This is a genomic window from Mesorhizobium sp. M0960, assembly GCF_040319055.1.
Taxonomy (GTDB): domain Bacteria; phylum Pseudomonadota; class Alphaproteobacteria; order Rhizobiales; family Rhizobiaceae; genus Mesorhizobium.
In genome coordinates, this window is record NZ_JAMYNN010000014.1 from 17,127 (window position 1) to 41,838 (window position 24,712).

25 protein-coding genes are annotated in these 24,712 nt (G+C 63.3%); 14 read left to right on the top strand and 11 right to left on the bottom strand.

The window, feature by feature from the left end; genetic code table 11:
• Positions 1 to 58: 58 nt before the first annotated feature.
• Entirely contained in the window at positions 59 to 1,039 is a 981-nt protein-coding gene (locus NKH63_RS22410; RefSeq protein ID WP_352591840.1) for a GlxA family transcriptional regulator, read from the top strand.
• A gap of 6 nt (positions 1,040 to 1,045) precedes the next feature.
• Here the strand turns inward: NKH63_RS22410 and NKH63_RS22415 are convergent, their stop codons facing one another.
• Both NKH63_RS22415 and NKH63_RS22420 read right to left on the bottom strand, forming a co-directional pair.
• Complete coding sequence (locus NKH63_RS22415; RefSeq protein ID WP_023718320.1) at positions 1,046 to 1,255, bottom strand: hypothetical protein; 210 nt, start codon at positions 1,253 to 1,255, stop codon at positions 1,046 to 1,048.
• 166 nt (positions 1,256 to 1,421) lie between these two features.
• Positions 1,422 to 2,078 (bottom strand): O-methyltransferase, encoded by a 657-nt coding sequence (locus NKH63_RS22420; RefSeq protein ID WP_352716474.1) that lies wholly within the window; start codon positions 2,076 to 2,078, stop codon positions 1,422 to 1,424.
• 93 nt (positions 2,079 to 2,171) lie between these two features.
• Here NKH63_RS22420 and NKH63_RS22425 point away from each other — a divergent pair, with 93 nt between their 5' ends.
• Positions 2,172 to 2,804 (top strand): TetR/AcrR family transcriptional regulator, encoded by a 633-nt coding sequence (locus tag NKH63_RS22425; RefSeq protein ID WP_352716472.1) that lies wholly within the window; start codon positions 2,172 to 2,174, stop codon positions 2,802 to 2,804.
• 127 nt (positions 2,805 to 2,931) lie between these two features.
• Here the strand turns inward: NKH63_RS22425 and xylA are convergent, their stop codons facing one another.
• On the bottom strand, positions 2,932 to 4,257 hold the full coding sequence (xylA, locus tag NKH63_RS22430) for a xylose isomerase (RefSeq protein ID WP_023718323.1): 1,326 nt from the start codon (positions 4,255 to 4,257) through the stop codon (positions 2,932 to 2,934).
• Between the two features lie 110 nt (positions 4,258 to 4,367).
• On the opposite strand from xylA, the gene NKH63_RS22435 reads away from it, so the two are divergent.
• Positions 4,368 to 4,730, top strand: a complete 363-nt coding sequence (locus NKH63_RS22435) for a nuclear transport factor 2 family protein (RefSeq protein ID WP_352484709.1) — start codon at positions 4,368 to 4,370, stop codon at positions 4,728 to 4,730.
• Between the two features lie 209 nt (positions 4,731 to 4,939).
• Here the strand turns inward: NKH63_RS22435 and xylB are convergent, their stop codons facing one another.
• From xylB to NKH63_RS22450, 3 genes are all read right to left on the bottom strand, one after another.
• Positions 4,940 to 6,394: a xylulokinase gene (xylB, locus tag NKH63_RS22440; protein ID WP_352847730.1), complete on the bottom strand. Its 1,455-nt coding sequence runs from the start codon at positions 6,392 to 6,394 to the stop codon at positions 4,940 to 4,942.
• A 191-nt stretch (positions 6,395 to 6,585) separates the two neighbouring features.
• Entirely contained in the window at positions 6,586 to 7,911 is a 1,326-nt protein-coding gene (locus NKH63_RS22445; RefSeq protein WP_352918794.1) for a tetratricopeptide repeat protein, read from the bottom strand.
• Positions 7,912 to 7,920: 9 nt separating this feature from the next.
• On the bottom strand, positions 7,921 to 8,544 hold the full coding sequence (locus NKH63_RS22450) for a LysE family translocator (protein WP_023718327.1): 624 nt from the start codon (positions 8,542 to 8,544) through the stop codon (positions 7,921 to 7,923).
• Positions 8,545 to 8,732: 188 nt separating this feature from the next.
• Here NKH63_RS22450 and NKH63_RS22455 point away from each other — a divergent pair, with 188 nt between their 5' ends.
• The 10 genes from NKH63_RS22455 to NKH63_RS22500 all read left to right on the top strand — a co-directional run bounded on the left by NKH63_RS22455 (position 8,733) and on the right by NKH63_RS22500 (position 16,647).
• Complete coding sequence (locus NKH63_RS22455; RefSeq protein WP_352495227.1) at positions 8,733 to 9,497, top strand: L,D-transpeptidase; 765 nt, start codon at positions 8,733 to 8,735, stop codon at positions 9,495 to 9,497.
• Between the two features lie 219 nt (positions 9,498 to 9,716).
• Positions 9,717 to 10,037, top strand: a complete 321-nt coding sequence (locus NKH63_RS22460; protein ID WP_031193766.1) for a putative quinol monooxygenase — start codon at positions 9,717 to 9,719, stop codon at positions 10,035 to 10,037.
• 79 nt (positions 10,038 to 10,116) lie between these two features.
• Positions 10,117 to 11,283: a diphosphate--fructose-6-phosphate 1-phosphotransferase gene (locus NKH63_RS22465; protein WP_352484717.1), complete on the top strand. Its 1,167-nt coding sequence runs from the start codon at positions 10,117 to 10,119 to the stop codon at positions 11,281 to 11,283.
• A 16-nt stretch (positions 11,284 to 11,299) separates the two neighbouring features.
• On the top strand, positions 11,300 to 12,025 hold the full coding sequence (locus tag NKH63_RS22470; protein ID WP_352495226.1) for an MBL fold metallo-hydrolase: 726 nt from the start codon (positions 11,300 to 11,302) through the stop codon (positions 12,023 to 12,025).
• A gap of 366 nt (positions 12,026 to 12,391) precedes the next feature.
• Positions 12,392 to 13,930: a DegQ family serine endoprotease gene (locus NKH63_RS22475; RefSeq protein ID WP_023718332.1), complete on the top strand. Its 1,539-nt coding sequence runs from the start codon at positions 12,392 to 12,394 to the stop codon at positions 13,928 to 13,930.
• A 132-nt stretch (positions 13,931 to 14,062) separates the two neighbouring features.
• A complete protein-coding gene (locus NKH63_RS22480) occupies positions 14,063 to 14,674 on the top strand; it encodes a molybdopterin-dependent oxidoreductase (RefSeq protein ID WP_352495225.1) in 612 nt (203 codons plus the stop codon).
• On the top strand, positions 14,671 to 15,417 hold the full coding sequence (locus NKH63_RS22485) for an FAD-binding oxidoreductase (RefSeq protein WP_352495224.1): 747 nt from the start codon (positions 14,671 to 14,673) through the stop codon (positions 15,415 to 15,417). The genes NKH63_RS22480 and NKH63_RS22485 overlap by 4 nt, the downstream gene beginning before the upstream one ends.
• A 441-nt stretch (positions 15,418 to 15,858) precedes the next feature.
• Positions 15,859 to 16,062: a DUF680 domain-containing protein gene (locus NKH63_RS22490; protein ID WP_023718335.1), complete on the top strand. Its 204-nt coding sequence runs from the start codon at positions 15,859 to 15,861 to the stop codon at positions 16,060 to 16,062.
• A 71-nt stretch (positions 16,063 to 16,133) separates the two neighbouring features.
• Positions 16,134 to 16,340: a DUF680 domain-containing protein gene (locus tag NKH63_RS22495; RefSeq protein ID WP_352918797.1), complete on the top strand. Its 207-nt coding sequence runs from the start codon at positions 16,134 to 16,136 to the stop codon at positions 16,338 to 16,340.
• Positions 16,341 to 16,407: 67 nt separating this feature from the next.
• On the top strand, positions 16,408 to 16,647 hold the full coding sequence (locus NKH63_RS22500) for a DUF680 domain-containing protein (RefSeq protein ID WP_352495222.1): 240 nt from the start codon (positions 16,408 to 16,410) through the stop codon (positions 16,645 to 16,647).
• Between the two features lie 79 nt (positions 16,648 to 16,726).
• Here NKH63_RS22500 and NKH63_RS22505 read toward each other — a convergent pair whose 3' ends face one another.
• From NKH63_RS22505 to NKH63_RS22525, 5 genes are all read right to left on the bottom strand, one after another.
• Complete coding sequence (locus NKH63_RS22505; RefSeq protein ID WP_023718338.1) at positions 16,727 to 17,839, bottom strand: ABC transporter ATP-binding protein; 1,113 nt, start codon at positions 17,837 to 17,839, stop codon at positions 16,727 to 16,729.
• A gap of 25 nt (positions 17,840 to 17,864) precedes the next feature.
• Positions 17,865 to 19,529: a beta-galactosidase BglA gene (gene bglA / locus NKH63_RS22510; protein ID WP_352918800.1), complete on the bottom strand. Its 1,665-nt coding sequence runs from the start codon at positions 19,527 to 19,529 to the stop codon at positions 17,865 to 17,867.
• Between the two features lie 4 nt (positions 19,530 to 19,533).
• Positions 19,534 to 20,688 (bottom strand): carbohydrate ABC transporter permease, encoded by a 1,155-nt coding sequence (locus NKH63_RS22515; RefSeq protein ID WP_023718340.1) that lies wholly within the window; start codon positions 20,686 to 20,688, stop codon positions 19,534 to 19,536.
• A gap of 1 nt (position 20,689) precedes the next feature.
• Positions 20,690 to 21,703, bottom strand: a complete 1,014-nt coding sequence (locus NKH63_RS22520) for a carbohydrate ABC transporter permease (protein ID WP_023718341.1) — start codon at positions 21,701 to 21,703, stop codon at positions 20,690 to 20,692.
• A 227-nt stretch (positions 21,704 to 21,930) separates the two neighbouring features.
• Positions 21,931 to 23,286 (bottom strand): ABC transporter substrate-binding protein, encoded by a 1,356-nt coding sequence (locus NKH63_RS22525; RefSeq protein WP_352484360.1) that lies wholly within the window; start codon positions 23,284 to 23,286, stop codon positions 21,931 to 21,933.
• Between the two features lie 363 nt (positions 23,287 to 23,649).
• Here NKH63_RS22525 and NKH63_RS22530 point away from each other — a divergent pair, with 363 nt between their 5' ends.
• A complete protein-coding gene (locus tag NKH63_RS22530; protein WP_352495219.1) occupies positions 23,650 to 24,672 on the top strand; it encodes a substrate-binding domain-containing protein in 1,023 nt (340 codons plus the stop codon).
• Positions 24,673 to 24,712 lie beyond the last annotated feature (40 nt).

Here is a 24,712-nt window from a genome sequence, read left to right on the forward strand (position 1 = left end):
AACGTAGGGCAAGAATGCCTGACTTGCCGGAAACTGTTTTGCGTTTTACGAAGATCATGTGACCAAAACCGAAAAACCGACGATCTTTCGTGCCGAACGTTTGCCGCTCAAGGTGACGCTGCTGGTATTCTCCGGCTCGTCGATCATGTGTGTTGCGTCGGCTGTCGATCCGTTGCGCGCCGCCAACCGCATTGCCGGTGAGACCCTTTTCGATTTCAGGCTGGTCTCGGTCACAGGCGAGGCGCCGGTCACCACATGCGGCCTGCCGGTGGCGGTCAGCGGCCGCTTCGATGCGGCTGACACAACCGACATGCTGGTCGTCGTCGCCGGCTTCGGCACGCAGAATTATGCCACTTCGGCCTTGCTGTCCGGACTGCGCCGGGCGGCGCGCGCGGCACGCGCCTGCGGCGGCGTCGAGGCCGGCACCTGGCTGGTGGCGCGCGCGGGCTTGCTGGAGGGGCGCAGCGCCACCACCCACTGGGAGGATATGGAGGATTTTTCTTCGGCCTTTCCCGGCGTCGACGTGCGCCCCGACCGCTACGTCATCGACGGTCCCGTATTCACCTCTGGCGGCGCCTCGCCGACCTTCGACCTGATGCTGCATCTGATCCGCACGCGGCTCGGCATGGCCGTCGCGCTCGATGTCGCGAGCGTCTTCATCTACGACCAGGCGCGCGCCGCGACCGACGCGCAGCCGCTGGTCTCGCTCGGCCGTCTTGACGGCTACGATCCCAGGCTGGCGCAAGCCATCCGGCTGATGGAAGCGCATGTCGACCAGCCCCTGACTGTCGCCGCCGTGGCCAAGCGCGCCGGGGTGACGGCGCGGACGCTGGAAAGTATCTTTCGCAAGTCGATCGGCGAAACGCCGGGCGCCTATTATCTCAGGCTGCGCCTCGGCGCCGCGCGCCGGCTGGTGGTCGATACGCGCATCGCCATGGCGGACATTGCCGGGCGAACGGGGTTTTCGTCCGCCGCGGCATTTTCCAGAGCGTTTTCAAGAGCGTTCGGCGAAGCGCCGGTCAGGCTGCGCCTGAGATAGTGGGGATCAGGCAGCGTCTTGGCGGACGCTGTTGCCGTCGATCTGCGAGCGCATCTGTCTCGCCAGATGGGTCTCGAAGCGGCTGGCGACCGCGCGATCCCATTCGTTTGCACTCAGCGCACCATGCTTGGGGTGCGGCAGCGCCATCAGCCGGTCGATGATCGATCCGGCCTCGCCAGATGAGAGCAGGGCGTCGATTTCGCGTTCGTGCTGCATATCGTTTCGCCTCCTTCTTTCTGATTCCCGCCACGAACCACACTATAGGAACTCCGTGACGGCTGTTTGAAGGCAAGAGCGAGGCGATTGATGGGCGATGCCGGGCAAAGTTTTGTCCGCCGCCGCCCATCTTGGGCACGATCTTTCCGACAGATCAGGCGGTGCGTCAGCCGAGCCGCATGGACAGTTCGACATCCTCGCCGAACGGCGTGGACATGTAGCCGCTTCCGGTCGAGCGCACCCGCGAGAGGTATTCGGGGCAAAGATCGGCATTGTCGGCAACGACCAAGGCGCCCGGCCTGAGGCGACTTTCAACTAGGGTCAAGACCTCGGGATAGAGCGCTTTGGCGCCATCGAGCAGCAGCAGGTCGACCGTTTCGGGAAGATCGACGCTTAATGTTTGCAGCGCGTCTCCCTCTCGGATTTCCACCATGTCGATGAGACCGCCTGCTGTGAGGTTGCTCCTGGCGCGCGCCACCTTGGATGGCTCGAACTCGCTGGTGATCAGGCGCCCGCCGCCATTGTCCCGCAAGGCTGCGGCAAGGTGCAGGGTCGAGATGCCGAACGAGGTTCCAAATTCGACGATCGTCCGGGCGCCGCTGCTCCGTGCCAGCATGTAGAGCAGCGTGCCGGTCTCTCGCGAAACGGGAAGCCAGAGATCCTTTAGCCGCCCGTAGAAATCGAGGTATTCGGTCTTGCTCCGAATGAAGCGGCTCCGCTCCTCGGCGGAGAGCTCCGCCACGGCATGGCTCGTTGCCGCAGCGGCTTCCTCGAACAGGCGGTCCAGCAGGGGCGCCAGCGGCGTTGTCGTCAGTGTGGTCATATTGGTCTCCAGTCAAAATTGAATGCGTTCTTGTGCGGCATTCAAAATACGACTAATCATTCGCATTCACTAATCGCATTGGCGCGCCTCTCAATGAGCGATCACCGAAGTCCGCGGATTTCCTCGCGAAAACAGCCCAAGCAGGCCCGCTCGGCGGAGCTCGTTGCTGCGATTTTGGAGGCTGCTGTTCAGGTTTTGGCGAGGGAAGGCGCGCAGCGCTTCACCACGGCGCGGGTGGCCGAGAAGGCCGGTGTCAGCGTCGGATCGCTGTATCAGTATTTTCCGAACAAGGCGGCGATCCTGTTTCGGCTCCAGAGCGACGAATGGCGGCAGACGACCGACTTGCTGCGCGACATCCTCGAAGATATCAGGAAACCGCCGCTTGAACGGCTGCGCGGCCTGGTCCACGCCTTCCTCCGCTCGGAGTGTGACGAGGCTGCGGTGCGTGTGGCGCTTGACGACGCCGCACCGCTTTACCGCGACGCGCCTGAGGCGCAGGCGGCAAGGGCGTCCGGAGACCGCACCATCCAGCTCTTCATGCAGGAGGCGCTGCCCAACGCCGCGCAAGCGACGCGCGAATTGGCCGGCGACCTGGTCATGACGACGCTGAGCACGGTGGGGAAGCAGTTCTCGGAGGCGCCCCGAACCCCGGCGGAGATCGAAGCCTACGCCGACGCCATGGCCGACATGTTCTGCGCCTACCTAAGAGGCCTCGATCACGGCTAGGACATATGCCAGGCCCGGTCAGCAAGCAGACCGAAAGTGTCGCACCGGGCAAACCTTGTCGGTTTCGGCCCCGCGGAAAGTCGTCAGCCGGCGGCCGCTGAACAATGCGGCCGCGAATCGGTACGCCTCAGACGTACCGGTTGACGATATTCTCGAGCAGTTCCTGGCGGCCGGATCGGGGCTGCGGCTCGATCTTCTCCTTGACGACGCGATCAGCAATTTCCTCCAGCGTGCGCTTGCCGGCAAGCATCGCCTTGGCCTCGGCCGAATCCCAGCCGGCATAGCGCTCGGCGAGCGGCGCCGACAGCGCCTTGTCCTCGACCATGCGTGCCGCTGCCTTGAGGCCTCGAGCGCAGCAATCCATGCCGCCGATATGACCGATCAGCAGATCCTGCGGATCGAGCGACTGGCGCCTGAGCTTGGCGTCGAAATTGGTGCCGCCGGTCTTGAAGCCGCCCGCCTGCAGTACGTGATAATAGGCGAGCGCCATCTCCGGTACATTGTTTGGGAACTGGTCGGTGTCCCAGCCCGATTGGTAGTCGTTGCGGTTCATGTCGATCGAGCCGAAAATGCCGAGCGCATTGGCCAGCGCCAGTTCATGCTCGAACGAATGGCCGGCCAGGATGGCGTGGCCTTGCTCGATGTTGAGCTTGACCTCGTTCTCCAGTCCGAAACGCTTGAGGAAGCCATAGACGGTGGCGACGTCGTAATCATACTGGTGCTTGGTCGGTTCCTGAGGCTTCGGCTCGATCAGGATGGTGCCTTCGAAGCCGATCCTGTGCTTGTAGTCGACGACCAGATTGAGAAAGCGGCCGGCCTGTTCCTGCTCGCGGGCAAGGTCGGTGTTGAGCAGCGTCTCATAGCCCTCGCGGCCGCCCCACAGCACGTAGTTCTCGCCGTTCAGCCGCTTGGTGATGTCGATGCAGTGTTTCACCGTCGCGGCCGAATAGGCAAAGACGTCCGGATCGGGATTGGTGGCGGCGCCCGACATGAAGCGGCGGTTGGAGAACAGGTTGGCCGTGCCCCACAACAGCTTGACGCCAGTCTGCTTCATCTTTCCCGAGAAATAATCGGCGATCTCGTCGAGCCGCGCCGCACTTTCGGAAAAGTCCCGGCCCTCCGGCCGCACATCGGCATCGTGGAAGCAGAAATAAGGCGCGCCCAGCAGCGAAAACATCTCGAAGGCGACGTCGGCCTTGAGCTTGGCCAGCTCCATCGTGTCGGTACCGCCGGCCTTGGGGAACCACGGCCGGTCAAACGTCTGGCCGCCGAACGGATCGCCGCCTGGCCAGGCAAAGGAATGCCAGTAGGCGACGGCAAAGCGCAGATGGTCTTCCAGCCGCTTGCCGGCGACGATCTCGTCGGGATTGTAGAACCGGTAGGCCAGCGGATTGGTCGAATCCGGTCCCTCATATTTGATCTGTTGGATGTCGCCGAAAAAACCGCTGGTCATGTTCTTTTCCTCTCGCATGGTTCGGCCTGATTACCTCAAGCGTAATTGGTTTCGCGCTGGCGTTGGTCGAAAAGGCTCATGTCAAGAGCATCCAACGAAGGAGACAGACCATGACCGACCTCAACACCATTGCCGAAAACTACATCGCCGCCTGGAACGAGAGTGACGCCGCGCGCAGGAAAGCCTTGCTCAAGACGACCTTCACCGAGGATGTCGGCTACCGCGATCCGATCATGCAGGGCGACGGCCATGACGGCATCGCCGCGCTGATCGAAGGCGTGCAGCAGCGCTTTGCCGGCTTCAGGTTCTCGCTGAAAGGCGAGCCGGACGGCTTCGCTGACGCCATCCGCTTTTCGTGGAACCTTGGGCCGGACGGCACCGAGCCCGTCATCGAAGGCACCGATATCGGCATCATCGAAAATGGCCGGCTGAAAAGCGTCACCGGCTTTCTCGACAAGGTGCCGGCACAGTGAGGAAATTTCGGCAAAGTGGGGGCCAAGCACCCCCCTCTGCCCTACCGTGCATCTCCCCCTCAAGGGGGGAGATTGGCTGGCCTTTCCGCCTTCGCCAATCACCGATCTTGCAAGACTTGCATAGCCGTCGACGCTGCCGATCTCCCCCCTTGAGGGGGAGATGCCAAATGGTGGCAAAGAGGGCAGGCCAGAGGGGGGTAAGCGCCAGCTCACGCGGTTACAGTCCTGATCGCCGGGTAAAGCTGGCGGTAGCGCTGATAGGCCTGCGCATAGGCGTCGCCGAGGGCGGCGACCGGCTCGACCGTGGCGTCCGTCGCCGGCGCCGTGCACACGGCGCGCGGATCGGCAGCGGTCGCCGCGATCAGGCCAAGCCGGGCCGCACCGAACGCGGCGCCGAAATCGCCGTCGGCGGGAATATCGATGGGCAGGCCAAGCGCGGTGGCGATGGCCTTCAACCAGTAGCGCGAACGCGAGCCGCCGCCGATCGCCGTCACCCGGGTCAGCGTCGTGCCGGCCTTGGCCAGAGCTTCCAGGCTGTCGCGGAAAGCGAAAGCGACGCCTTCGAGCACGGCCTGGGTCAGCGCCGCGCGGCCGGATTCGTGTGCAAGCCCCGTAAACGCGCCGCGAATGGCGGAATCATTGTGCGGCGTCCGTTCGCCTGAGAGATAGGGCAGGAAGGAGACACCGGTCGGCGCCTGCAGCGCATCGCCGAGTTCGGCGGTCAACTCGCCAGCACCTTTGCCCGCGATTGCCGATAGCCAGTTGAGCGAATCGGTTGCCGACAGGATGACGCCCATCTGATGCCAGGTGCCGGGCAGGGCATGGCAGAATGTATGCACGGCGCTTTCCGGGTTGGGCAGATAGGCCGCGTTGGCGGCAAAAAGCACGCCGGACGTGCCGAGTGAGACGAAAGCCTGGCCGGCGCCGACCGTGCCCATGCCGCAGGCCGAGGCTGCGTTGTCGCCGGCGCCGCCGGCGATCGGGATGCCCGCCTGCATACCCCATTTCGTAGCCAGTTCGCTGCGCAAGGTACCGGCCTTTGCCGTGCCTTCGACCAATGACGGCATCTGCCTTTCGTCGAGCGACGTGGCGGCGAGCAGTTCGGCGGACCAGGCTCGTTTGCCGACGTCGAGCCACGACGTGCCAGCCGAATCCGACATTTCCGAAATATGCTCGCCGGCGAGCCAGAGCCGCAAAAAGTCCTTCGGCAGCAGGACCTTTGCCACCTTGGCGAAAACAGCCGGTTCGTTGTTTTTCACCCAGGCGAGCTTTGGCGCGGTGAAGCCGGGAAAGACGATGTTGCCGGTCAGCTTGCGAAAGCGCGGGTCGGCGTCGAGTGCGGCCGCCTCGGCGTGGCTGCGTGTGTCGTTCCACAGGATGCAGGGGCGCAGCACCTGGTCGGCGGCGTCGAGCAGGGTGGCGCCATGCATATGGCCGGAAAGGCCGATGCCTTTGACCGCCGCGAGCTCCTTCGCATGCGCGGATCGCAGCTCGGCGATCGCCGCTTCGCAGGCGCGGATCCACTCGGCCGGGTTCTGCTCGGACCAGCTGGGATGCGGGCGCGACACGTCGAGCGACGCGTGGCCGGAACCGACGATGCTCTGCTTTGCATCGATCAGCAGCGCCTTGACGCCCGACGTGCCGAGATCGAGGCCGAGATACATGTTTCCTCCCATGTCCGTCAGGCCTGGCGGCGACGGTCTTTCTTGCTCCCCCGCCTCTGCCTGCGACAGAGGCGGCGAAGATATCCCGGCAATCGTGCCGCCGGACAAGCGCTCCGGTCAACACGTGAAGATTTTTTCGACACTCGAAAAAATCTTGCCGGGGCAGTTTTTAAGGCAAGATTTAGTCTTGGTCAATTCGCCGCGAGAGCGGTTGCGCGCCGTGAAAACAGTGCCGATAGCGGGCTGTCCGGCCGTGCCAGCGCGCGTTCCGCGGCAAGCGCCCGCGCCAGCGCACCATCACCGGAACGCAATGCCGCCTCGATCAGCGTCAGGTCGATGACGTCGCGTTGGGCGTGGCTGCCGCCGAAGCGATGGGCGATCGCCCGGATCGGCCGGATCAGGCGGATCGTCTCGGCATAATTACCGTCGCCGAATGCCTTGATGGCGAGCGTCAGGGGATGGCCGACATCCCTGGTGAAACCAGCGTTGTCGTCTTTGCCCTGCATCGCCTCGCGCTGCGCCTCGAGCAAGCCGCGGGCCGGCGCTTCGAGGGCGGCGCCGACAAACGCCATCATCGCGTGGGCGTCGTTGAAGGCATAGTTGCCGGCGCTGGCCTTGGGCAACCAGTTGGCGGCCAGCGCCGTCCAGCGGTCGCCGACATCGACGCCGCCGAGATGCAGCCGCCACAGGATCGCCGAGGCATCGACCATGTTGAGCGCCAGCGTCGAGCGCTCGGCATAGATCGGCCCGTCGTAGAGCGCCAGCACCTCGTCGGTCTCGCCGAGGTCGTAGTGGAACAGCGCCAGGTGCCACCAATTGTGCACCTGCAGAAAGCTTTCCCGCGTCCACGCTTCGGGGTTGGCGCGCATCCACAGAATGCCGTCCTTCTGCCGGCTCTGCATCTCCATGACGTGGGCGACGGCATGCTGGGCCCAGCCGTCGCGCGGCTCGATATCGACCGCCGTGCGGCCAAGTTTTTCGGCGCGCGCGTAGTCGCCCATTTCCTCCAGCCCAAAGGCCTGCATGCCGAGTATGGCGTGGTAGCCCGGCATGCCGCTCTGCCAGGACGGCAGCGCGCGGCCGATGCGGTCGCGCAGCATGCGGGCGTTGCCGGTGAAGAAGTCGATCTGGTGGCCGGTCTGCAGCGCCAGCGCATCGAGCGGGAACTCGATGGCGATATCCTCCAGCACGCGGGCGGCCTCGTGCCAGCGGCCCTCCGCAAGGTGGCCAAGCGCGGCGACATGCGCCTGCTCGCGCGTCGTCGCGGCAAGCGGCAGCGCTGCCTCGTGACATGCCTTGGCCACCGCCGTCGCTTCACGCTCGGTGGCGAGGCCAAAGAGATAACCCTTGAACACATGCGCCATGACGAAGCCGGGATCTTCGGCGATTGCCCGGTCAACGGAACCGACAGGATCGCCGATGAAGCACTGCAATTCGCGCACAGCCTGGCTGTAGGACGAAAACCCGGCCTCCGTCGCGCCAGACAGCGCTAGGCCAAATGCATCCCTGACCGCCATGGCTTGTCCTCAGTTGCCCGAGCGCATCGCCACCGTGGCGATGCCGGCGCCGACCAGCAGCGTGCCGCCGGTGCGGTTGAAGATGCGGATCGCCTTTGGATTGCGCACGACGTTGCGCGCCCTTGCGGCGATCAGCGCATAACCGAAGGCATTGGCGAAGGCGAGCGCCAGGAAGGTCGTCTCGAAGATCAGCATCTGTGTCCAGAAATCCGCATGCCGGTCGAGGAACTGCGGCAGGAAGGCGACGAAAAAGGTGATGCTTTTCGGATTGAGCGCGGTAACCAGCCAGGCATGTGCCGTCATCTTGGCCGATGACACCGCATCGGTGCGCGGTTCGGCCCGCAGCGCGCCGCCGGCGCGAAACAGCTTTATGCCGAGATAGATCAGATAGCCGGCGCCGATCACCTTCAGCACGGTGAATACGGTGGCCGACGCCGCCAGCAGCGCGCCGATGCCCAGCATCGACAGTGTCATTGCGGTGAAGTCGCCGAGCGCCACGCCGACTGCCATCGGCAGCGCGGTGCGCCAGCCCTGGCCGAGCGCATAGGACACCACCAGCAGGATGGTCGGGCCCGGAATGACCAGAAGGACTGCCGAGGCGGCGGCAAATGCGGCCCAGTTTTCGAAGGACATTTTCTTCTCCTTGAGCTCAAAGAAGAGGATAAATCCTTGGCCTCGCGAAGATGTAAAGAGGCAAAAACCGAAAAAGCCCCTCGTTAACGGCAGATGGCTGGCCTTCACGCTTTTTCAACCATGATTGGTGAAAATGCCTGCTATCCGGCCGGACCGTGTTTCCCGCCGATAGCGTAGGGTTTGGGTAAATGCGTGAGTTGCCGCACGGTCTGTCGCTGCCGCATAATGGCGACGCAATCGAAACCGAAATACAGCTTTCCCGCCGCACGGTGCTGTCCGGCGCCGGTGCGCTGGCGCTGCTCGGCGTCGCCGGCTGCAGCCAGACGCTGGATCTGCCGTCGCTCCAGCTCGACGACGTCACCACCGGCTCGATCCGGCCCGTGCGTCCGAGCATCAGCGTCGACAAGAACATCACCAGCCCCGACGTGATGTACGCTTCGCTCACCGACGGTGGCTTCAATGTACCGGAGGTGCCCTACCTCAAGGTCAAGCCGGAGTTCCGCCGCCAGATTGTCGTCGATCCGACCGGCGAGCAACCCGGCACGATCGTCGTTCACTCGCAGGAGCGGCTGCTCTATCTGGTGCAGCCCGGCGGCGAAGCGATCCGTTACGGCGTCGGCATCGGCAAGGACGGATTCCGCTGGTCGGGCCGCGCCAATATCCAGTACGGCAAGGAATGGCCGGTCTGGACCCCACCGCCCGAGATGATCGCCCGCAAGCCGGAGCTGGTGAAATGGCAGAGCGGACAGCCGGGCGGCCTCGACAATCCGCTCGGCGCGCGTGCCCTCTACATCTATCAGAACGGCAGCGACACCGGCTATCGCATCCACGGCTCGCCCGAATGGTGGAGCATCGGCCAGGCGATGTCGTCGGGCTGCGTGCGCCTGATCAACCAGGACATCATCGATCTCTACAGCCGCGTCTCCAAGAAGAATCCGGTGGTCGTCGTCTGACCGGCGGCCAAGGCTCGAGCGATTACTCTGCCGGCTAGCACTGCACACCCATGTACTACAATTTTGTGCGAATTCATGCGACGCTTCGCCTTGCCCAGCCATGTCCGCTCGTGTGACTGACAAGTTTTGGGAGATCGCGACATCGTTGCGCTGATCGAGGCGAGCGAAGCGGAGAAGCCGACCATGCGTGGTCCCTTGCAAGAAGCAAGAAAGCAATTGATGCCGCTTGTCAGGATAGCTGAACTGGAAATCGATCCTAAGCAGATCGGCAGCTACAGGGCCCTGCTTGCTGAAGAGATTGAGGCTTCTGTACGCGTCGAGCCGGGCGTGCTTTTCCTTCATGCGGTGGCAGTAAAAGGCACGCCTGAAAAGGTGCGCGTGATCGAATGCTACGCCGATCGGGCGGCCTATGAGGCCCACCTGACCACGCCGCACTTTCTCAAATACAAGGCGCAGACGGCGAGTATGGTCAGGTCACTTCGGCTCATCGAAACGGATCCTATCGCGCTGCAAGCGAAGAGTGGCGCGATTTCAAACTGACCCACTGCCTCTGCCGTTGCGCGATGCCACAAGACAGGCGAATGTGCCTGCGATTTTCATCGCCCGGGAGACGTGAACAATGGCCGGAACTTTTGTGATCGCGCAAGGCGGCGGCCCGACCGCCGTCATCAACCAAACGGTGGTGGGCGCTGCGCTCGAAATCCGCAAGCGGCATCCCGGCGCCAAGGTCCTTGGTTCCATCCACGGCGTGCGCGGCATTCGTGACGGCAATTACGTCGATCTTTCCGCCATCCCCGAGGACCGTTTGCGGCTGATCGCGGCGACGCCGAGCGCCGCGCTTGGTTCGACGCGCGACAAGCCGGATGCCGCCTATTGCGACCTCGTCCTCAACGGCTTGAAGAAAGCCGGTGCCGACGCCTTCATCTATATCGGCGGCAACGACACCTCGGGCACGCAGCAGATCCTGACCGACGCCGCCGGCGGCAAGATGGCCTTCGTGCATGCGCCAAAAACCATCGACAACGATCTCGAGGAGAACGACCATACGCCCGGCTTCATGTCGGCGGCCGAGTTCGTCGCCGGCGCGTTTCTTTCGGTCGATCTCGATTTCCGCGCTTTGCCGGGCATTTATGTCGGCATCGTCATGGGGCGGCACGCCGGTTTCCTGACGGCCGCGTCCGCGGCATGGCAGCTCGATCAGGACAGCGGCCCGCATCTCGTCTACGTGCCGGAGCGGCCGTTCTCGGCGGCCGGTTTCATCGACGACGTGCGCGCCACGCTCGACCGCCACAAGCGCTGCATCGTTGCCGTCTCCGAAGGCGTCAGCACCGCCGACGGCAAGGCACTGGTCGAAAGCCTGGTGCCGCCGGAAAGGCTGGAGCGCGACCAGCACGGCAACGTCAAGCTGTCGGGCAGCGACCTGCCGGCAGCCTTGGAGCGCGCGCTGGCCGAGGGATTGCCGGGCAAGCGGGCGCGCGTCGATGCGCTCGGCTACATGCCGCGCGGCTATGTCGGCGCCATCAGCGCGGTGGACGCGCAGGAGGCCTTCGACGCCGGCGCCTTCGCGGTCACGGTCGCCGACGAGGGCGGCGGTTCGGTGGCGCTGCAATATGACGGCAAGAAAACCGTGCTGAAGAAGGTGCCGCTGAAGAACGTCGCCGGCAAGACGCGCCATATGCCGGATGATTTCATGCTGCCCGATGTCAACCGGCTGTCCGATGCGGGGATGGCCTATCTGAAGCGGCTGGTCCCGCAAAAATACAAGGTCGGCAAGCCGTTCGTCTGATGCCGGCCTTGATCTGATGGACAACTGGTTCAGCAAAACCATCGTCGACGCAGAGACGACCATGCTGACCGAGCCCTTCGTGCATGAATTCGTGCGCGCCAACATCTGGCATTTGCGCGGCCGCGACGTCGACCTGCTGGTCGACACCGGCATGGGGATCTGCCCACTGGCGCCGCAGATCGACACGCCGGCCGGCAAGCCGCTGCTCGTCGTCGCCACGCATATCCATCTCGATCATGTCGGCTCGCTGCACGAGTTTCCGTTGCGGGCAGGGCCGCGCCACAGCGCCGCGCAGTTCGGCAGCATGGATGAAGCGATTACCTACGCCTACATGTTCCATGACCTGGAAGGGGCTGTCTCCAGGCTGCCGGCGGAGGGCTGGAAAGCCGCCGATTACAGGATTCCGCCGGCGCCGCTGACTAGGACCCTGGACGAGGGCGATAGGGTCGACCTCGGCGACCGCCAATTCCGCGTCCTGCATCTGCCCGGCCACTCTCCTGATTCGATCGCGCTGTTCGACGAGGCCGACGGCCTGTTCTTCGCCGGCGACGCCATCTACGACGCCACGCTGATCGACGACCTGCCGGATTCGGATCGTGCCGCCTACCGCCACACGATGCAGCGGCTGCTCGATCTGCCGATCCGCATCGGCCATGGCGGTCATGGACCGAGCTTCGACGGCAGGCGGATGCGCGAGATCGCCTCGGCGTATCTCAGGCGAACGGACGGGACAGCGGCATAGGAAGCCTCGGCAGGGGCGGTGAGGGGCGGCACAACCTGAGGCGATTTTTCTTGGGTAGCTATTTTGTTCTTGCTTTGTGCCGGCAGCTATGCTAGTAATTTGGGTATGGTGCTGATTTGCCCCAACGACCCGCCGCAAGGCGGGTTTTTGTTTTCGGCTTTCGGCGCCAGCCCGGCAAGGCGGCTGCCAGCCGGAAATTAAATCTTCGTAATATTATCTGGAAACCACGATCGGCGCCCTAGATGCGGGGCTGTCGATTCGGTCGGCCGCCGTGCCAGGCGAGACAGGCAAGGCCGACACGCCGATGGAGCGTTCCGGTGACGGAACGCTGCGGCGCCCGATCAATCTCTCGCCCGGACAACGGCCATGTCACCAATCCAGACCCTTCGCAGACATCGCGTCGCCGCTTTGCTGGGCGCCGCGCTGATCGTCAGCCCCTTCGCCCTGCCTCTCGCTCCCAGGCTGAATGATGTCCTGGCGGCAACAGTGACGCCACCTGTCACCGGCATGACCGCTCCCAGCGGTTCGTTCGCTCCGGTCGTGGCGGCCGACAAACCGGCAGTGGTGACCATCACGACGGTCATGAAAGCCCAACAGCCGGACACCACGAGCGATGGCTCTCCCTTTGGCGGAACCTCGCCTTTCGACGATTATTTCCGCCATTTCTTCGATGACCAGGGACAGCCCGCCCCCAAGACGCCGCCGGAACAGGCGCCGCGCACCGAGGCCCTCGGCTCAGGCTTCATCGTCGGCGCCAACGGCACCATCGTCACCAACAATCACGTCGTCGACGGCGCCCAGTCGATCAAGGTGACGCTCGACGACGGCACCGAGCTTCCCGCCAAATTGATCGGCCATGACGCCAAGAACGATCTTGCCGTGCTCGAGGTCAAAGCCGGCAAGCCCTTGCCGACCGTCAAATGGGGCGATTCCGACAAGCTCATGCCGGGCGATCAGGTGCTCGCCTTCGGCAATCCTTTCGGCCTTGGCACCACCGTCACGGCCGGCATCGTCTCGGCGCGCGGCCGCGACCTGCACAGCGGGCCGTTTGACGATTTCATCCAGATCGACGCACCGATCAACCGGGGCAATTCCGGCGGCCCGCTGACGGATGTGAACGGCAATGTCGTCGGCATCAACACGGCGATCTTTTCGCCGAATGGCGGCAGCGTCGGCGTCGGCTTCGCCATCCCCTCGGACCAGGCGCAAAAGGTCGTCGCCAAGCTGATGAAGGGCGGCTCCATCCAGTACGGCTATCTCGGCGTCCAGATCCAGCCGGTGACGCCTGATATGGCGAGCGCCATCGGCCTCGATCACCCCGCCGGCGTGCTGGTCGCGCAGGTCAGCGACGGATCGCCGGCCGCCAAGGCCGGCATCGAGACCGGCGATGTCATTACCAGCTTCGCCGGCCAGGACATAAAGGATCCAAGGGACCTGTCACGCGCCGTCGCCGACATTGCGCCCGGCACGAGGGAAGCGCTCAATGTCTGGCGCAAGGGGAAGGGCCTGCAGATCTCCGTCGAGATCGGGCGCAACGAAGACGATATGGCGACGGGATCGGTGGCCGGCGATCAGGGTCAGCCGTCGACGGGGCAGGGCCTTCGCGCACCGACGCTCGGTCTCGGCCTGATGGACGTCACCCCGGATGTGCGCCAGGCAATGAACCTGGCAGGCAACCAGCACGGCGCACTGGTCGAGCGCGTCGACCCGAACAAGGCGGCATCGGCTTCCGGCATTCAGCCCGGCGACATCATCGTCGCCGTCGACCAGCATCCGGTGAGGAGCGCCAGGCAGGCTAACCAGGCGATTTCTCAGGCTGCCAAATCCGGCAAGAAATCGGTGCTGCTGCTTGTCGAGCGCGGCGACGCCCAGATGTTTGTCGCCGTGCCCTTTGCCAGTGGCTGAGGCACGCGCCGCGCTGCCAAGATCGACGTAGAGCACTGCCGCCAGGACGAGCCAAGATTTCGGTTGCCCGCGGGCGCGTCTTCGAGAAAACTGACAAGGGTCGATTGGACCTTGCGCAAATGGATATTCTCGATGGTTACCCGAGGCTTCTCTTCCGGACGAAAGCCCCCGACGGATACGAATGCACGTATCCCGCCGGGGCAGTATCTCGAGCAAGGTTTCCCGGTCCTGTCGGCCGGCCCGACGCCGCATGTGCGCACCGAGGATTGGTCGTTCACGCTTAAGCACGGGCCGCGGCCGATCAAGAAGTGGAACTGGGCCGAGTTCAATGCGCTGTCCTTGACCAAGATGACGCGCGACATCCATTGCGTGACCGCATGGACCAAGTTCGACACCGCGTGGCAGGGCGTGCTGGTCGATGACATCCTTGCCGACGCCGGCATCGAGCCGCCCACCGCCTTCACGCTGGCGCTGGGTTTCGACGGCTATTCCACCAACGTGCCGACGAAGGATCTCACCGGCGGCAAGGCGATGGTGGCACTGCTTTACGAGGGCAAGCCGATCACCCCCGATCATGGCGGGCCGGCGCGGCTGCTCGTTCCACATCTCTATTTCTGGAAATCGGCCAAATGGCTGAACGGGCTGCAGTTCACCGAGCGTGACGAGCCGGGTTTCTGGGAGCTGCGAGGCTATCATATCTATGGCGACCCGTGGCGCGAACAGCGCTACACGAACGATCTATGAGCGACGCACCGGCGGCGCAGTCGCCCTGGCAGACAGTCACCATCACCCGCATCCAAAAGCGCACGCCGCGCGTCACCAGCTTTTTCCTACAGCCATCGCGGCCCTTCGCTTACCGTGCCGGACAGCATGTCGACGTCAGGCTGACAGCGCCTGACGGCTATCAGGCGCGCCGCTCCTATTCCATCGCCTCGGCACCGGAGACCGGCGAGACCATCGAGCTGGCGATTGAAAAACTCGAGGACGGCGAGGTCTCGCCGTTCTTTCACGAGATCGCGGCGGTGGGCGACGACGTCGAATTGCGCGGGCCGCTCGGCGGCCATTTCGTCTGGTCCGACAGCGATGGCGGACCGCTCTTGCTCGTCGGCGGCGGGTCGGGCGTGGTGCCGCTGATGTCAATGGTCCGTCACCGGGCGATGCGGGAGTCGCTGGTCGCCGCCGCGCTGGTGTTTTCCGCGCGGGTCTGGGACGAGGTGATCTTTCGCGACGAGTTGATCGACCTCGCCGAGCGCCGGGATGGCTTCGACCTGGTGCTGACGCTGACGCGCGAGCCGGCCCGCCGTCCGGCGGATTATGCGCGGCGGATCGACGCCGCGATGATGGTGCAAGCCATGACGAGGCTGCCCGCGCCGCCGAAGCTGGCCTTCGTCTGCGGCTCGAACGCATTCGTGACGGCCGCCGCCGAGGCACTGATCGATGCCGGCGTCCCGGCGGCACTCATCCGCACCGAACGCTACGGGGTCTGACCCGGTTCTGCTTGCCCGTTGCAGTCTTCGCTGCCCGGCATAAACAGGCCGAAAACAGGTAGAACGGCAAGGTCGCGTTTGGCTGAAATGGTTAACGATTCGACAAACAACCCCTGCTGCTACTTTTATCGGTTTAACAAATCGAACCGAACGGTTCGTTTCTGTTGACAATGCGTGCAGGACGCTGTGAACGCTGCCTCTCCAAGCCACCTTGCAGCCAGACCGATGCTATGGGCTATCTACTTGATATTTAGCAATAAAATTGTGGCGGAGGGAATCTCTGGCACAATTTCAAGGTGTAGATTCTTGGTCCACACCAAACAACTTCGTGATTGGAAACTGGCCATTGGCTTTCCCACATCGGGGCTGTCCGGACGACGCGAATTCCTCCCAAGACACGCCGCTCGCCGGACGGAAAAACTGAGATACTGGAGTACTAAAATGAAAAAGATCGCTCTTGCCGCCGTCGCCGTTTTGGCCATCACCGGCAGCGCCTTCGCTGGCAGCGACAACTTTGGTTCCAAGGGTGCGAACCAGCCTGCCGCTTCGGTCGACAGCTCGTACACGGCTTCCATTCAGAAGCCGGCTCATGCTGACGAGCAGCCTGTCCAGGGCGCCGACCGTAACCTCTTCGGCAACAACTAACAGCCGATCCCAGCATCAGGGCGGCGGGCATTATCCGCCGCCTGGGACCCGAGAAATTCAGGAGTATTAAAATGAAAAAGATCGTTCTTGCTGCCGCCGTCGTTCTGGCCATCACCGGCAGCGCTTTCGCCGCTAGCGACAATTATGGTTCCAACGGTGCCAACCAGCCTGCGCCTTTCGTCGATAGCTCGTACACGGCTTCCGTCAAGACGTCGGACCATGCTGAAAAGCAGCCGGTCGTCCAGGGCGCCGACCGCAACCTCTTCGGCAACAACTAATAGCCGATCCCAGCATCAAAGCGGCGGGTGAGCCCGCCGCTTGATTCGAAAATCCAGGAGTACCCAAATGAAAAAGATTGTTCTTACTGCCGCCGCTCTCTTGATTGCCGCCGGCAGCGCCTATGCCCGCAACGACAATGTTGGCGGGACCGACATCAACAAGCAGTCGACCGTCAACGTCGACAAGACGCAGACGTTTTCGGTACGTGACACCAATTCGCCGATCTACAAACTGCTGAATTCGTCTGGCGATGTGCCCAAGTCCGCGCCTCAGGGCGCCGACCGCAACCTCTTCGGTAACAACTAACAGCCGAACTGGAATTCCAAACAAGAGCGGCGGGCCATGCCCGCCGCTCTTGTCTTTGTATGGCGGAAAAACGCCTGCTTCAAGCCGCCTTTGCTTCTGCTTCATGGAGCGCGAAAGAGCGCCCGTCGGCGTCGAAAATATGCAGGTCGCCTGCGTCCGCCGTCAGCCGCAGCGTCGCTCCGCGCTTGACCTCGACATTGCCCGGCAGCTTGGTCACCAGCGGCAGGTCGGCGCGGCCGATGTCGACATAGACGAGTTGGACCTCGCCGAGCTGCTCGACATAATCGACCGTCCCTTCGAACAAATAGTCGGCGCCGGTGGCAATCATCAGATCCTCCGGCCGCACCCCGAAGCTCACCGCAGCGCCTTTCGCCGAGGCAGGCGTTGCGATCGGCACCGTTGCCTTGCGGCCGCCGACATGGCTGACGAGCGTCGGGTTGCCGGTCTTGTCGATCGTTGCCGGCAAGATGTTCATCGCCGGCGAGCCGATGAACTGGGCGACGAACAGATTGCCGGGCCGCTTGTAGAGCTCCATCGGCGTGCCGACCTGTTCGATATGGCCTTCCTTCAGAACCACGATGCGGTCGGCCAGCGTCATCGCCTCGACCTGGTCGTGGGTGACGTAGATCATCGTTGTGGCCGGCATCGATTCCTTGAGCTTGGCGATCTCGATGCGGGTAGCGACGCGCAGCGCCGCGTCGAGGTTGGACAGCGGCTCGTCGAACAGGAAGACCTTGGGATTGCGCACGATGGCGCGGCCGATAGCGACGCGCTGGCGCTGGCCGCCCGACATCGCCTTGGGCAGACGGTCGAGATATTTGGTCAGCTGCAGGATCTCGGCCGCCTGGCGCACCCGCTTGTCGATCTCGGCCTTGCTTTCCTTGCCGATCTTCATCGAGAACGCCATGTTGTCGTAGACGGTCATGTGCGGATAGAGCGCATAGGACTGGAACACCATGGCGATGCCGCGCTTCGACGGCGGCACGTCGTTGACGATTTCGCCGTCTATCTTGAGCTCGCCCGAGGTGATCTCCTCCAGCCCGGCGATGCAGCGCAGCAAGGTCGACTTGCCGCAACCAGACGGACCGACGAAGACGATGAATTCGCCCGACTTTATGTCGAGGTCGACGCCGTGCAGAATGTTGAGATTGCCGTATGATTTCTTCACTTGCCTTAGCGTGACATCGGCCATGGTACCCTCCAGTTCTTCCTTGAATTCAGTCGATACGCCCGAACCAGGCGCCGTAGCCGCCCAGGCGGATAGTGCCGGCGTCAGTCTGTCCCGAAAACCCGTGCCCCGGCAAGGGCTGCAGTGAGCGGCCGCCAAGATCGACCTCGGCCGGCTTTGCGCCGAGATTGAAGGCGCAGACGATCTGCTCGTTGCCTTCGCGGCGCGTGAAGGCGACGGTGTCGTCGTCGCTTTCGATGAACTCGATATCACCCTTGGCCAGTGCCGGATGAGCGCGGCGGAAAGCCAGGAAGCGCCGGTAGTGCTCGAGCAGCGAGCCGTCGTCGCCCTGCTGCACATTGACCGCTTGCGCAAGATGCTTGCTGGGCACCGGCAGCCAGGGCTTTGCCGTCGAGAAGCCGCCATTGCGGGCAGCGCCGTCCCAAACCATCGGCGTGCGGCAGCCATCGCGGCCCTTGAATTCCGGCCAGAAGCGGATGCCGTATGGGTCCTGCAGATATTCAAAGCTGAGCTCGGCCTCGCTAAGCCCGAGCTCCTCGCCCTGATAGATGCAGACCGAGCCACGCAACGACATCAGCAGCGCCGAGATGACCTTGAGGTAGGCGGTCGGGTCGGGCTCGCCGGCAGCCCAGCGCGAGGCAGGGCGCATCACGTCATGGTTGGAGAAGGCCCAGCACGACCAGCCGCCGCTGGCCACCTTGCCGAAGGTTTCCAGCACCGAGCGTACCTTTGCCGCGCTGATCTTCTCCGGCGCCAGGAAGTCGAAGGAGTAGCACATGTGCACGCGCTTGCCGCCGGCAGTATAGGCCGCCACTACTTCCAGCCCACGCTGCGAATCGCCGACTTCGCCAACCGCGGCCGTCGCCGGATATTCGTCGAGCAGGGCGCGGAAGCGTTCGAGGAAGCCGAGGTTTTCAGGCCGGCTCTTGTCGTAGAGATGGTCCTGGTAGTTGTAGGGGTTGACGGCCGGCGCCGTCTGGTCGTTGCGCTGCTCGGGCGGCAGCGGCGGATTGTCTTCCAGCCCTTGGCTGTGGAAGTAGAAATTGATGGTATCGAGGCGAAAGCCATCGACGCCGCGCTCCAGCCAGAAGCGGGTGACATCGAGCAGCGCGTCCTGGACCGCGCGGTTGTGGAAATTGAGGTCGGGCTGCTCGGCCAGGAAATTATGCAGGTAATATTGCTGGCGGCTGGTGTCCCACTGCCAGGCCGAGCCGCCGAAGATCGACAGCCAGTTGTTGGGCGGCGTGCCGTCCGGTTTGGCATCCGCCCAGACATACCAGTCGGCTTTTGGATTGCTGCGGCTCGAACGGCTTTCCTTGAACCATGGATGGATGTCGGCGGTGTGCGACAGCACCTCGTCGATCATCACCTTGAGGCCAAGCCGATGCGCCTCGGCGGTCAGCGCGTCGAAGTCGGCGAGCGTCCCGAACATCGGATCGACGTCGCAATAATCCGACACGTCGTAGCCAAAATCCTTCATCGGCGATTTGAAGAATGGCGAGATCCAGATGGCGTCGACACCGAGCGAGGCGATATAGGGCAGCCGGCCGATGATGCCCCTGAGGTCGCCGATGCCGTCGCCGTTCGAATCCTGGTAGCTGCGCGGGTAGATCTGGTAGATCACGGCACCTCGCCACCAGTCGCGATCGATCGCGAGATCGGGCTTCGGGGTCGCCTTCAAAGCGGATTGCATGATCTCAACCTCCTTTCACCGAGCCGGCAAGCAGCCCGCGGACGAAATAACGCTGCAGCGAGAAGAACACGATCAGCGGCACGATGATGGTGACGAAGGCCGATGTCGTCAGGATCTCCCAGTCGCCGCCGCGCGAACCGAGCAACGCATTGAGCTTGGCGGTCAGCACGATCTGGTCGCCCTCGGTACCGAGGAAAACCATCGCCACCAGCAGATCGTTCCACACCCAGAGAAACTGGAAGATGGCGAACGAGGCCAGCACCGGGAACGACAATGGCAGCACGATCTTGACGAAGATCTCGAAATCGCTGGCGCCATCGATGCGCGCCGATTCCATGATCTCGCGTGGCAGGCCGGCGATATAGCTCCTCAACAGATAGATGGCGAAGGGCAGGCCGAAGCCGGTATGTGCCAGCCAGATGCCGAGATAGGTTTTCGACGGCACGCCGAAGAAACTGCCGACGCCGTTGTAGAGCTTCAACAGCGGGATCAGCGACATCTGCAGCGGCACGACCAGGAGGCCGATGATGACGGCGATGAGCAGCGCCCGGCCGGGAAAGCGCATCCACGCCAAAGCGTAGGCGGCGAACGCGGCGATCAGGATCGGGATCACGGTCGCCGGAATGGTGACGGTCAGCGAATTCATGAAGGAGCGGCCGATGCCTTCCGAAAACAGCACCGTGTCGTAGTTGTCGGTGGTGAATTTCGGCGGCGCCGACGAGGCGTAATAGACGCGCTGGCCGCGTTCGCTTTCGAAAGCCTTCGGCGAGGTCATGACGAAACTGCCGTCGGCATTGAGCTGCAGGGTCACGCCGTCGCCGAGATCGGCTGTCGTGCCGGCGGGATATTGCGTCGGTGCGGCCGACTTGACGCCGAAGGCGCTGATGTTGCGGGCAGGACCGTCGCCGAAGATATTGCCTTGCAGGACGAACTTGCCGTCCTTCTCGACCTGCGCCGAAGCGGGCGGCAGCCGTCCGGCTTCCGTCTGGCTGGAACTGGTGAACGAGTTCCACCAGCCCGAAGCGATGATCTGGTCCTTGTCGCGCAGCGACGAGACCAGGATGCCGAGCGTCGGGATCGTCCAGATCGCAACGAAGATGAAGACGGCGATATGGACGCCGAAACGGCTGACAAAGGACTTTCCGGTCGCCACGGCCATCTCAATGTCCCTCCGTCTCTTTGTTCGCCTGGCGGATGTTCCAGACCATGATCGGAATGACCGCGATCATGATGATGATGGCGATGGTGGCGCCGCGGCCGAAATCGCCGCCGCCGCGGAACATCCAGTCGAACATCAGATTGGCCAGCACCTGGCTGTTCCACTGGCCGTTGGTCATGGTCAGCACGATGTCGAAAACCTTCAGCACCAGGATGGTGATGGTGGTCCAGACGACGGCGATGGTGCCCCAGATCTGCGGCACCATGATCTTCCAGAAGATCTGGAAAGGATTGGCGCCGTCGATGACGGCGGCTTCCAGCGTCTCTTCCGGAATGCCGCGCAAGGCCGACGACAGGATGACCATGGCAAAGCCGGTCTGGATCCAGATCAGGATGATCATCAGGAAGAAGTTGTTCCAGAACGGCAGCGATATCCAGACCTGCGGCTGGCCGCCGAAATACTGGATGATGGCGTTGAGCAGGCCGATCTGCGTCTGGCCGTCGCCGCGGTACTCGTAGATGAATTTCCAGATGACGCTGGCGCCGACGAAGGAGATGGCCAGCGGCAGGAAGATCAGGCTCTTGGCGATGGTGCCCCACCAGATCTTGTCGGTGAGCACGGCGATGATCAGCCCGAGGAAGGTGCAGGCGGCCGGCACCACTGCCAGCCAGATGATGTTGTTGAGGATCGAGTTGCGGAACTCGCGGTCGCCGAACGCCCATTGATAGTTGGCCAAGCCGACGAAATGGCCACCGCCGCGATCGAGGAACGACAGCCTCAGCGTCTCCACCACCGGGTAGATCAGGTAGATGGTGAGGATGATCATCGCCGGCCCGACGAACAGCCACGGCCGGATCACCCCCTGCCGCCGCAGATTGTTAATCGCCGCCTTGCCGGAAACGCCGCGTGCCGGAAAGATCGTATCGAGTGCCTTGTTGGCGCCCCAGAAATAGGCGACGCAGCCGCCCACGCCGATGATGATGACGAATATCGCCGAAAAAATCTGAGCCGCCATGGGTCCCTCCCCCTGCGCACGGATCCGCCAGTCGAGAATGGCTTTGGCGACGGGATCATGCGCCGATTCAGTTGTCTGGAGCGCGACCAGCCGAAAAGCAGGTCACTGGGCGCGCATCATGCCGGAATGCGTTGTGCTCACGACAATCGACGCGACGCCAAGCACCGGATAAGGTCCGGGCCGTTTGAGGCCCGGACCGCATCACATTGGGAACGCAAGCCGGCCGCTTACTTGATCGCGTCCCAGCTTTTCTGGATATCGGTGGCGACGTCCTGGGCGGACTTGCCGCCGACCAGGTCGATCATGCCGGTCCAGAAGGCGCCGGCGCCGATCTTGCCCGGCATCAGGTCGGACCCATCGAAGCGGAAGGTCGAGGCGTTGGCCAGGATTTCGCCCTGCTTCTTCAGCGCGTCGCTGGCATAGGCGTCCTTGTTGACCGACTTGAACGGCGTCACGAAGCCACCCTGCGCCATCCAGATCTCATGAGCGAGCGGCAGCTTCAGGAATTCGATGAACGCGCGGGCACTCTTGCTATCCTTGGTGATCATGGCGAGCGTGCCGGCGCCCAGCACCGGAGTGCCGAGATCGGGCTTGGAGGCGTAGGGCGGGTAATAGAAGAAGTCGGCATCCTCGCCGATCTTGGTGCCTTGCGGGAAGAAGGTCGGGATGAATGATGCCTGGTGGTGCAGATAGCATTTTGGCGGCACCGAGAAGAGGCCCTTCGGGCTGTCGCGGAAATCGGTCGCCGCAACCGCCTTGGCGCCGCCCTCGACCATTTTGTCGTCGGTCGCGATCTTGCCGAAAATGTCGATGGCGTTGACCACGGCCGGATCATTGAACGGAATTTCGTTCTTCACCCATTTGTCGTAGGTCTCGGGCGTCTGGGTGCGCAACATGATGTCTTCGACCCAGTCGGTCGCCGGCCAGCCGGTGGCGCCGCCCGAACCAAGCCCGATGCACCATGGCGTGCCGCCGTCGGCGATGATCTTCTTTTCGAGCTCGGCAAGCTCTTCCTGCGTCTTCGGCACCTTGTAGCCGGCTTCCTCGAAATTATCCGGCGAGTACCAGACTAGCGATTTCACGTCGGCCTTGTAGGGGAACGCGAAGAAACCGGGCTTGCCGTCCTTGTCCTTGAAGGTGCCGAGGTCGACCCAGGATTGGCCGGCGCCGTAATTGTCCTTGACCCAGTTGGCGGTGTCGTCGCCGAGCGGCGTCAAAAGCCCCTTCGATGCCAGATCCTGGATCAGACCCGGCTGCGGCAGCACGGCGATGTTGGGCGGGCTGCCGGCCTGCGTGTCGATGACGATCTGCTGCTCGTAATTCTCCGACGAGGAGTACTTGATCTCGGCGCCGGTGGCTTCGGAGAAATAATCGAGAACGGTGCGGACAAGCCCTTCGTCCTCGCCGCGCCACGGTCCGAAGATCGTCAGCGTCTCGCCCTTGAGGTCGACCTTCTTGAGCTCCTCGTAGTTGGCCCAGTTGAAACGGGGATCTTCGCCCGGCTTGAACTTCAGTTCGGCTTGCGCCGGCATGGCCAGGGCGAGCGTGGCAAACGCAGCGCCCAGCAGAAGCATTTTCTTCATCGGTATTCCCTCCCAGTGGTGACAAACACCGAACGAAACCTCCATTCCGTCCGCCGGCGCTGCAGGACTGTGACTCAGTCGGAAAGGAACTGCAACCTTTCGTAGAGTCTTCCAAAGCGCTTTGGTGATTTTGATCACGCCACTGAATTGATCCGGAGTCAAGAGAAAGCCACGCTAATCGATTTAATTTCTGCGGCCGAGTGCCAGCGAAAGTGCGCTGCAGCACAGTTTTCTGGCGGTGCAGCAGCAAATTCGGCTTCAAACCGGTCCGAACCATGCGTATGGTCATTGCGCTCGGCAAGGCGGTTCGTAGCGGCCAGCTCGATTCAGATTAAAAGCGCTTTGAGGTTTTGGAGGCCTCCGGTGAACCTCAAGCAGCTCTCCCACATGCTGGCGCTTTCGCAGACCACGGTCAGCCGCGCATTGAACGGCTACCCGGAAGTCAACGAGGAAACGCGCCGGCGGGTGGTCGATGCCGCCAAGCGTCACGGCTATCGCCCCAATCCGAGCGCGCGCCGGCTGGCGACCGGCAAGACCGGCATGATCGGCTATGTGCTGCCGACGGGGACGACCGTCGACATCGACCCGCATTTCGTCGAGTTCCTGTCCGGCCTCGGCGACTATGCGCGTTCGCACGAGCTCGACCTGGTGCTGTCACCGGCCGATGCCGACGACCAGGAGACGACCTACCGCCGTATTGTCGCCAACCGGCAGGTCGACGCGGTCTATATCTCGTCGCCGAGGCCGGCCGACCGCCGGGTGGCGCTGGTCAATACGCTCGGCATTCCTTTCATCGTCCATGGCCGCAGCGAAGGCTTCGATTTCGACTATCCCTTCACCGACATCGACAATGAGGGCGCCTTCCACGAGGCGGCGCGGCTTCTCGTCCAGCTCGGTCACAGGCGTCTGGCGCTGATCAATGGCGACGATCGCGAGACCTTCGCCATCCACCGCGAGCGCGGCGTTCGGCGCGCGCTAGCGGCAAGCGGCCTGGTGCTTGGTGATCAGCATGTCTGTTCCCTCACCATGACCGAGGAGAATGGCTACCGCGCTGCCCGGCGCTTGCTGGAACAAAGCGACGCGCCGACGGCGATCGCCTGCTCCAGCCTGATCATGGCGCTCGGCGTGGTGCGCGCGGTGCGCGATCTCGGCCTGACCATTCCGGGCGACCTGTCGCTGATCGCCCATGACGACGTCTTTCCCTGGCTGAAGCCGGAGAATTTTTCGGTGCCGCTGTCGACGACGCGTTCGTCGATCCGCCTGGCCGGCGCGCGCATCGCCGAACGGCTGGCGGCGCGGATTTCCGGCCTGGAGGAGGGGGCTCGCGGCGAGGTCTGGCCGGTCGACCTGGTGGTCAGGGGATCGGTCGCCGGCGCACCGGCCTAGAGGCAATCACTCTGAACGGCCGAGGTCGACTCTTGGCGGC

Coding starts and splice junctions, on each gene's coding strand:
- NKH63_RS22415 (WP_023718320.1), bottom strand. CDS start 1,255: ATGCAGCACGAACGCGAAATCGACGCCCTGCTCTCATCTGGCGAGGCC.
- NKH63_RS22420 (WP_352716474.1), bottom strand. CDS start 2,078: ATGACCACACTGACGACAACGCCGCTGGCGCCCCTGCTGGACCGCCTG.
- NKH63_RS22425 (WP_352716472.1), top strand. CDS start 2,172: ATGAGCGATCACCGAAGTCCGCGGATTTCCTCGCGAAAACAGCCCAAG.
- xylA (WP_023718323.1), bottom strand. CDS start 4,257: ATGACCAGCGGTTTTTTCGGCGACATCCAACAGATCAAATATGAGGGA.
- NKH63_RS22435 (WP_352484709.1), top strand. CDS start 4,368: ATGACCGACCTCAACACCATTGCCGAAAACTACATCGCCGCCTGGAAC.
- xylB (WP_352847730.1), bottom strand. CDS start 6,394: ATGTATCTCGGCCTCGATCTCGGCACGTCGGGCGTCAAGGCGCTGCTG.
- NKH63_RS22445 (WP_352918794.1), bottom strand. CDS start 7,911: ATGGCGGTCAGGGATGCATTTGGCCTAGCGCTGTCTGGCGCGACGGAG.
- NKH63_RS22450 (WP_023718327.1), bottom strand. CDS start 8,544: ATGTCCTTCGAAAACTGGGCCGCATTTGCCGCCGCCTCGGCAGTCCTT.
- NKH63_RS22455 (WP_352495227.1), top strand. CDS start 8,733: ATGCGTGAGTTGCCGCACGGTCTGTCGCTGCCGCATAATGGCGACGCA.
- NKH63_RS22460 (WP_031193766.1), top strand. CDS start 9,717: ATGCCGCTTGTCAGGATAGCTGAACTGGAAATCGATCCTAAGCAGATC.
- NKH63_RS22465 (WP_352484717.1), top strand. CDS start 10,117: ATGGCCGGAACTTTTGTGATCGCGCAAGGCGGCGGCCCGACCGCCGTC.
- NKH63_RS22470 (WP_352495226.1), top strand. CDS start 11,300: ATGGACAACTGGTTCAGCAAAACCATCGTCGACGCAGAGACGACCATG.
- NKH63_RS22475 (WP_023718332.1), top strand. CDS start 12,392: ATGTCACCAATCCAGACCCTTCGCAGACATCGCGTCGCCGCTTTGCTG.
- NKH63_RS22480 (WP_352495225.1), top strand. CDS start 14,063: ATGGTTACCCGAGGCTTCTCTTCCGGACGAAAGCCCCCGACGGATACG.
- NKH63_RS22485 (WP_352495224.1), top strand. CDS start 14,671: ATGAGCGACGCACCGGCGGCGCAGTCGCCCTGGCAGACAGTCACCATC.
- NKH63_RS22490 (WP_023718335.1), top strand. CDS start 15,859: ATGAAAAAGATCGCTCTTGCCGCCGTCGCCGTTTTGGCCATCACCGGC.
- NKH63_RS22495 (WP_352918797.1), top strand. CDS start 16,134: ATGAAAAAGATCGTTCTTGCTGCCGCCGTCGTTCTGGCCATCACCGGC.
- NKH63_RS22500 (WP_352495222.1), top strand. CDS start 16,408: ATGAAAAAGATTGTTCTTACTGCCGCCGCTCTCTTGATTGCCGCCGGC.
- NKH63_RS22505 (WP_023718338.1), bottom strand. CDS start 17,839: ATGGCCGATGTCACGCTAAGGCAAGTGAAGAAATCATACGGCAATCTC.
- bglA (WP_352918800.1), bottom strand. CDS start 19,529: ATGCAATCCGCTTTGAAGGCGACCCCGAAGCCCGATCTCGCGATCGAT.
- NKH63_RS22515 (WP_023718340.1), bottom strand. CDS start 20,688: ATGGCCGTGGCGACCGGAAAGTCCTTTGTCAGCCGTTTCGGCGTCCAT.
- NKH63_RS22520 (WP_023718341.1), bottom strand. CDS start 21,703: ATGGCGGCTCAGATTTTTTCGGCGATATTCGTCATCATCATCGGCGTG.
- NKH63_RS22525 (WP_352484360.1), bottom strand. CDS start 23,286: ATGAAGAAAATGCTTCTGCTGGGCGCTGCGTTTGCCACGCTCGCCCTG.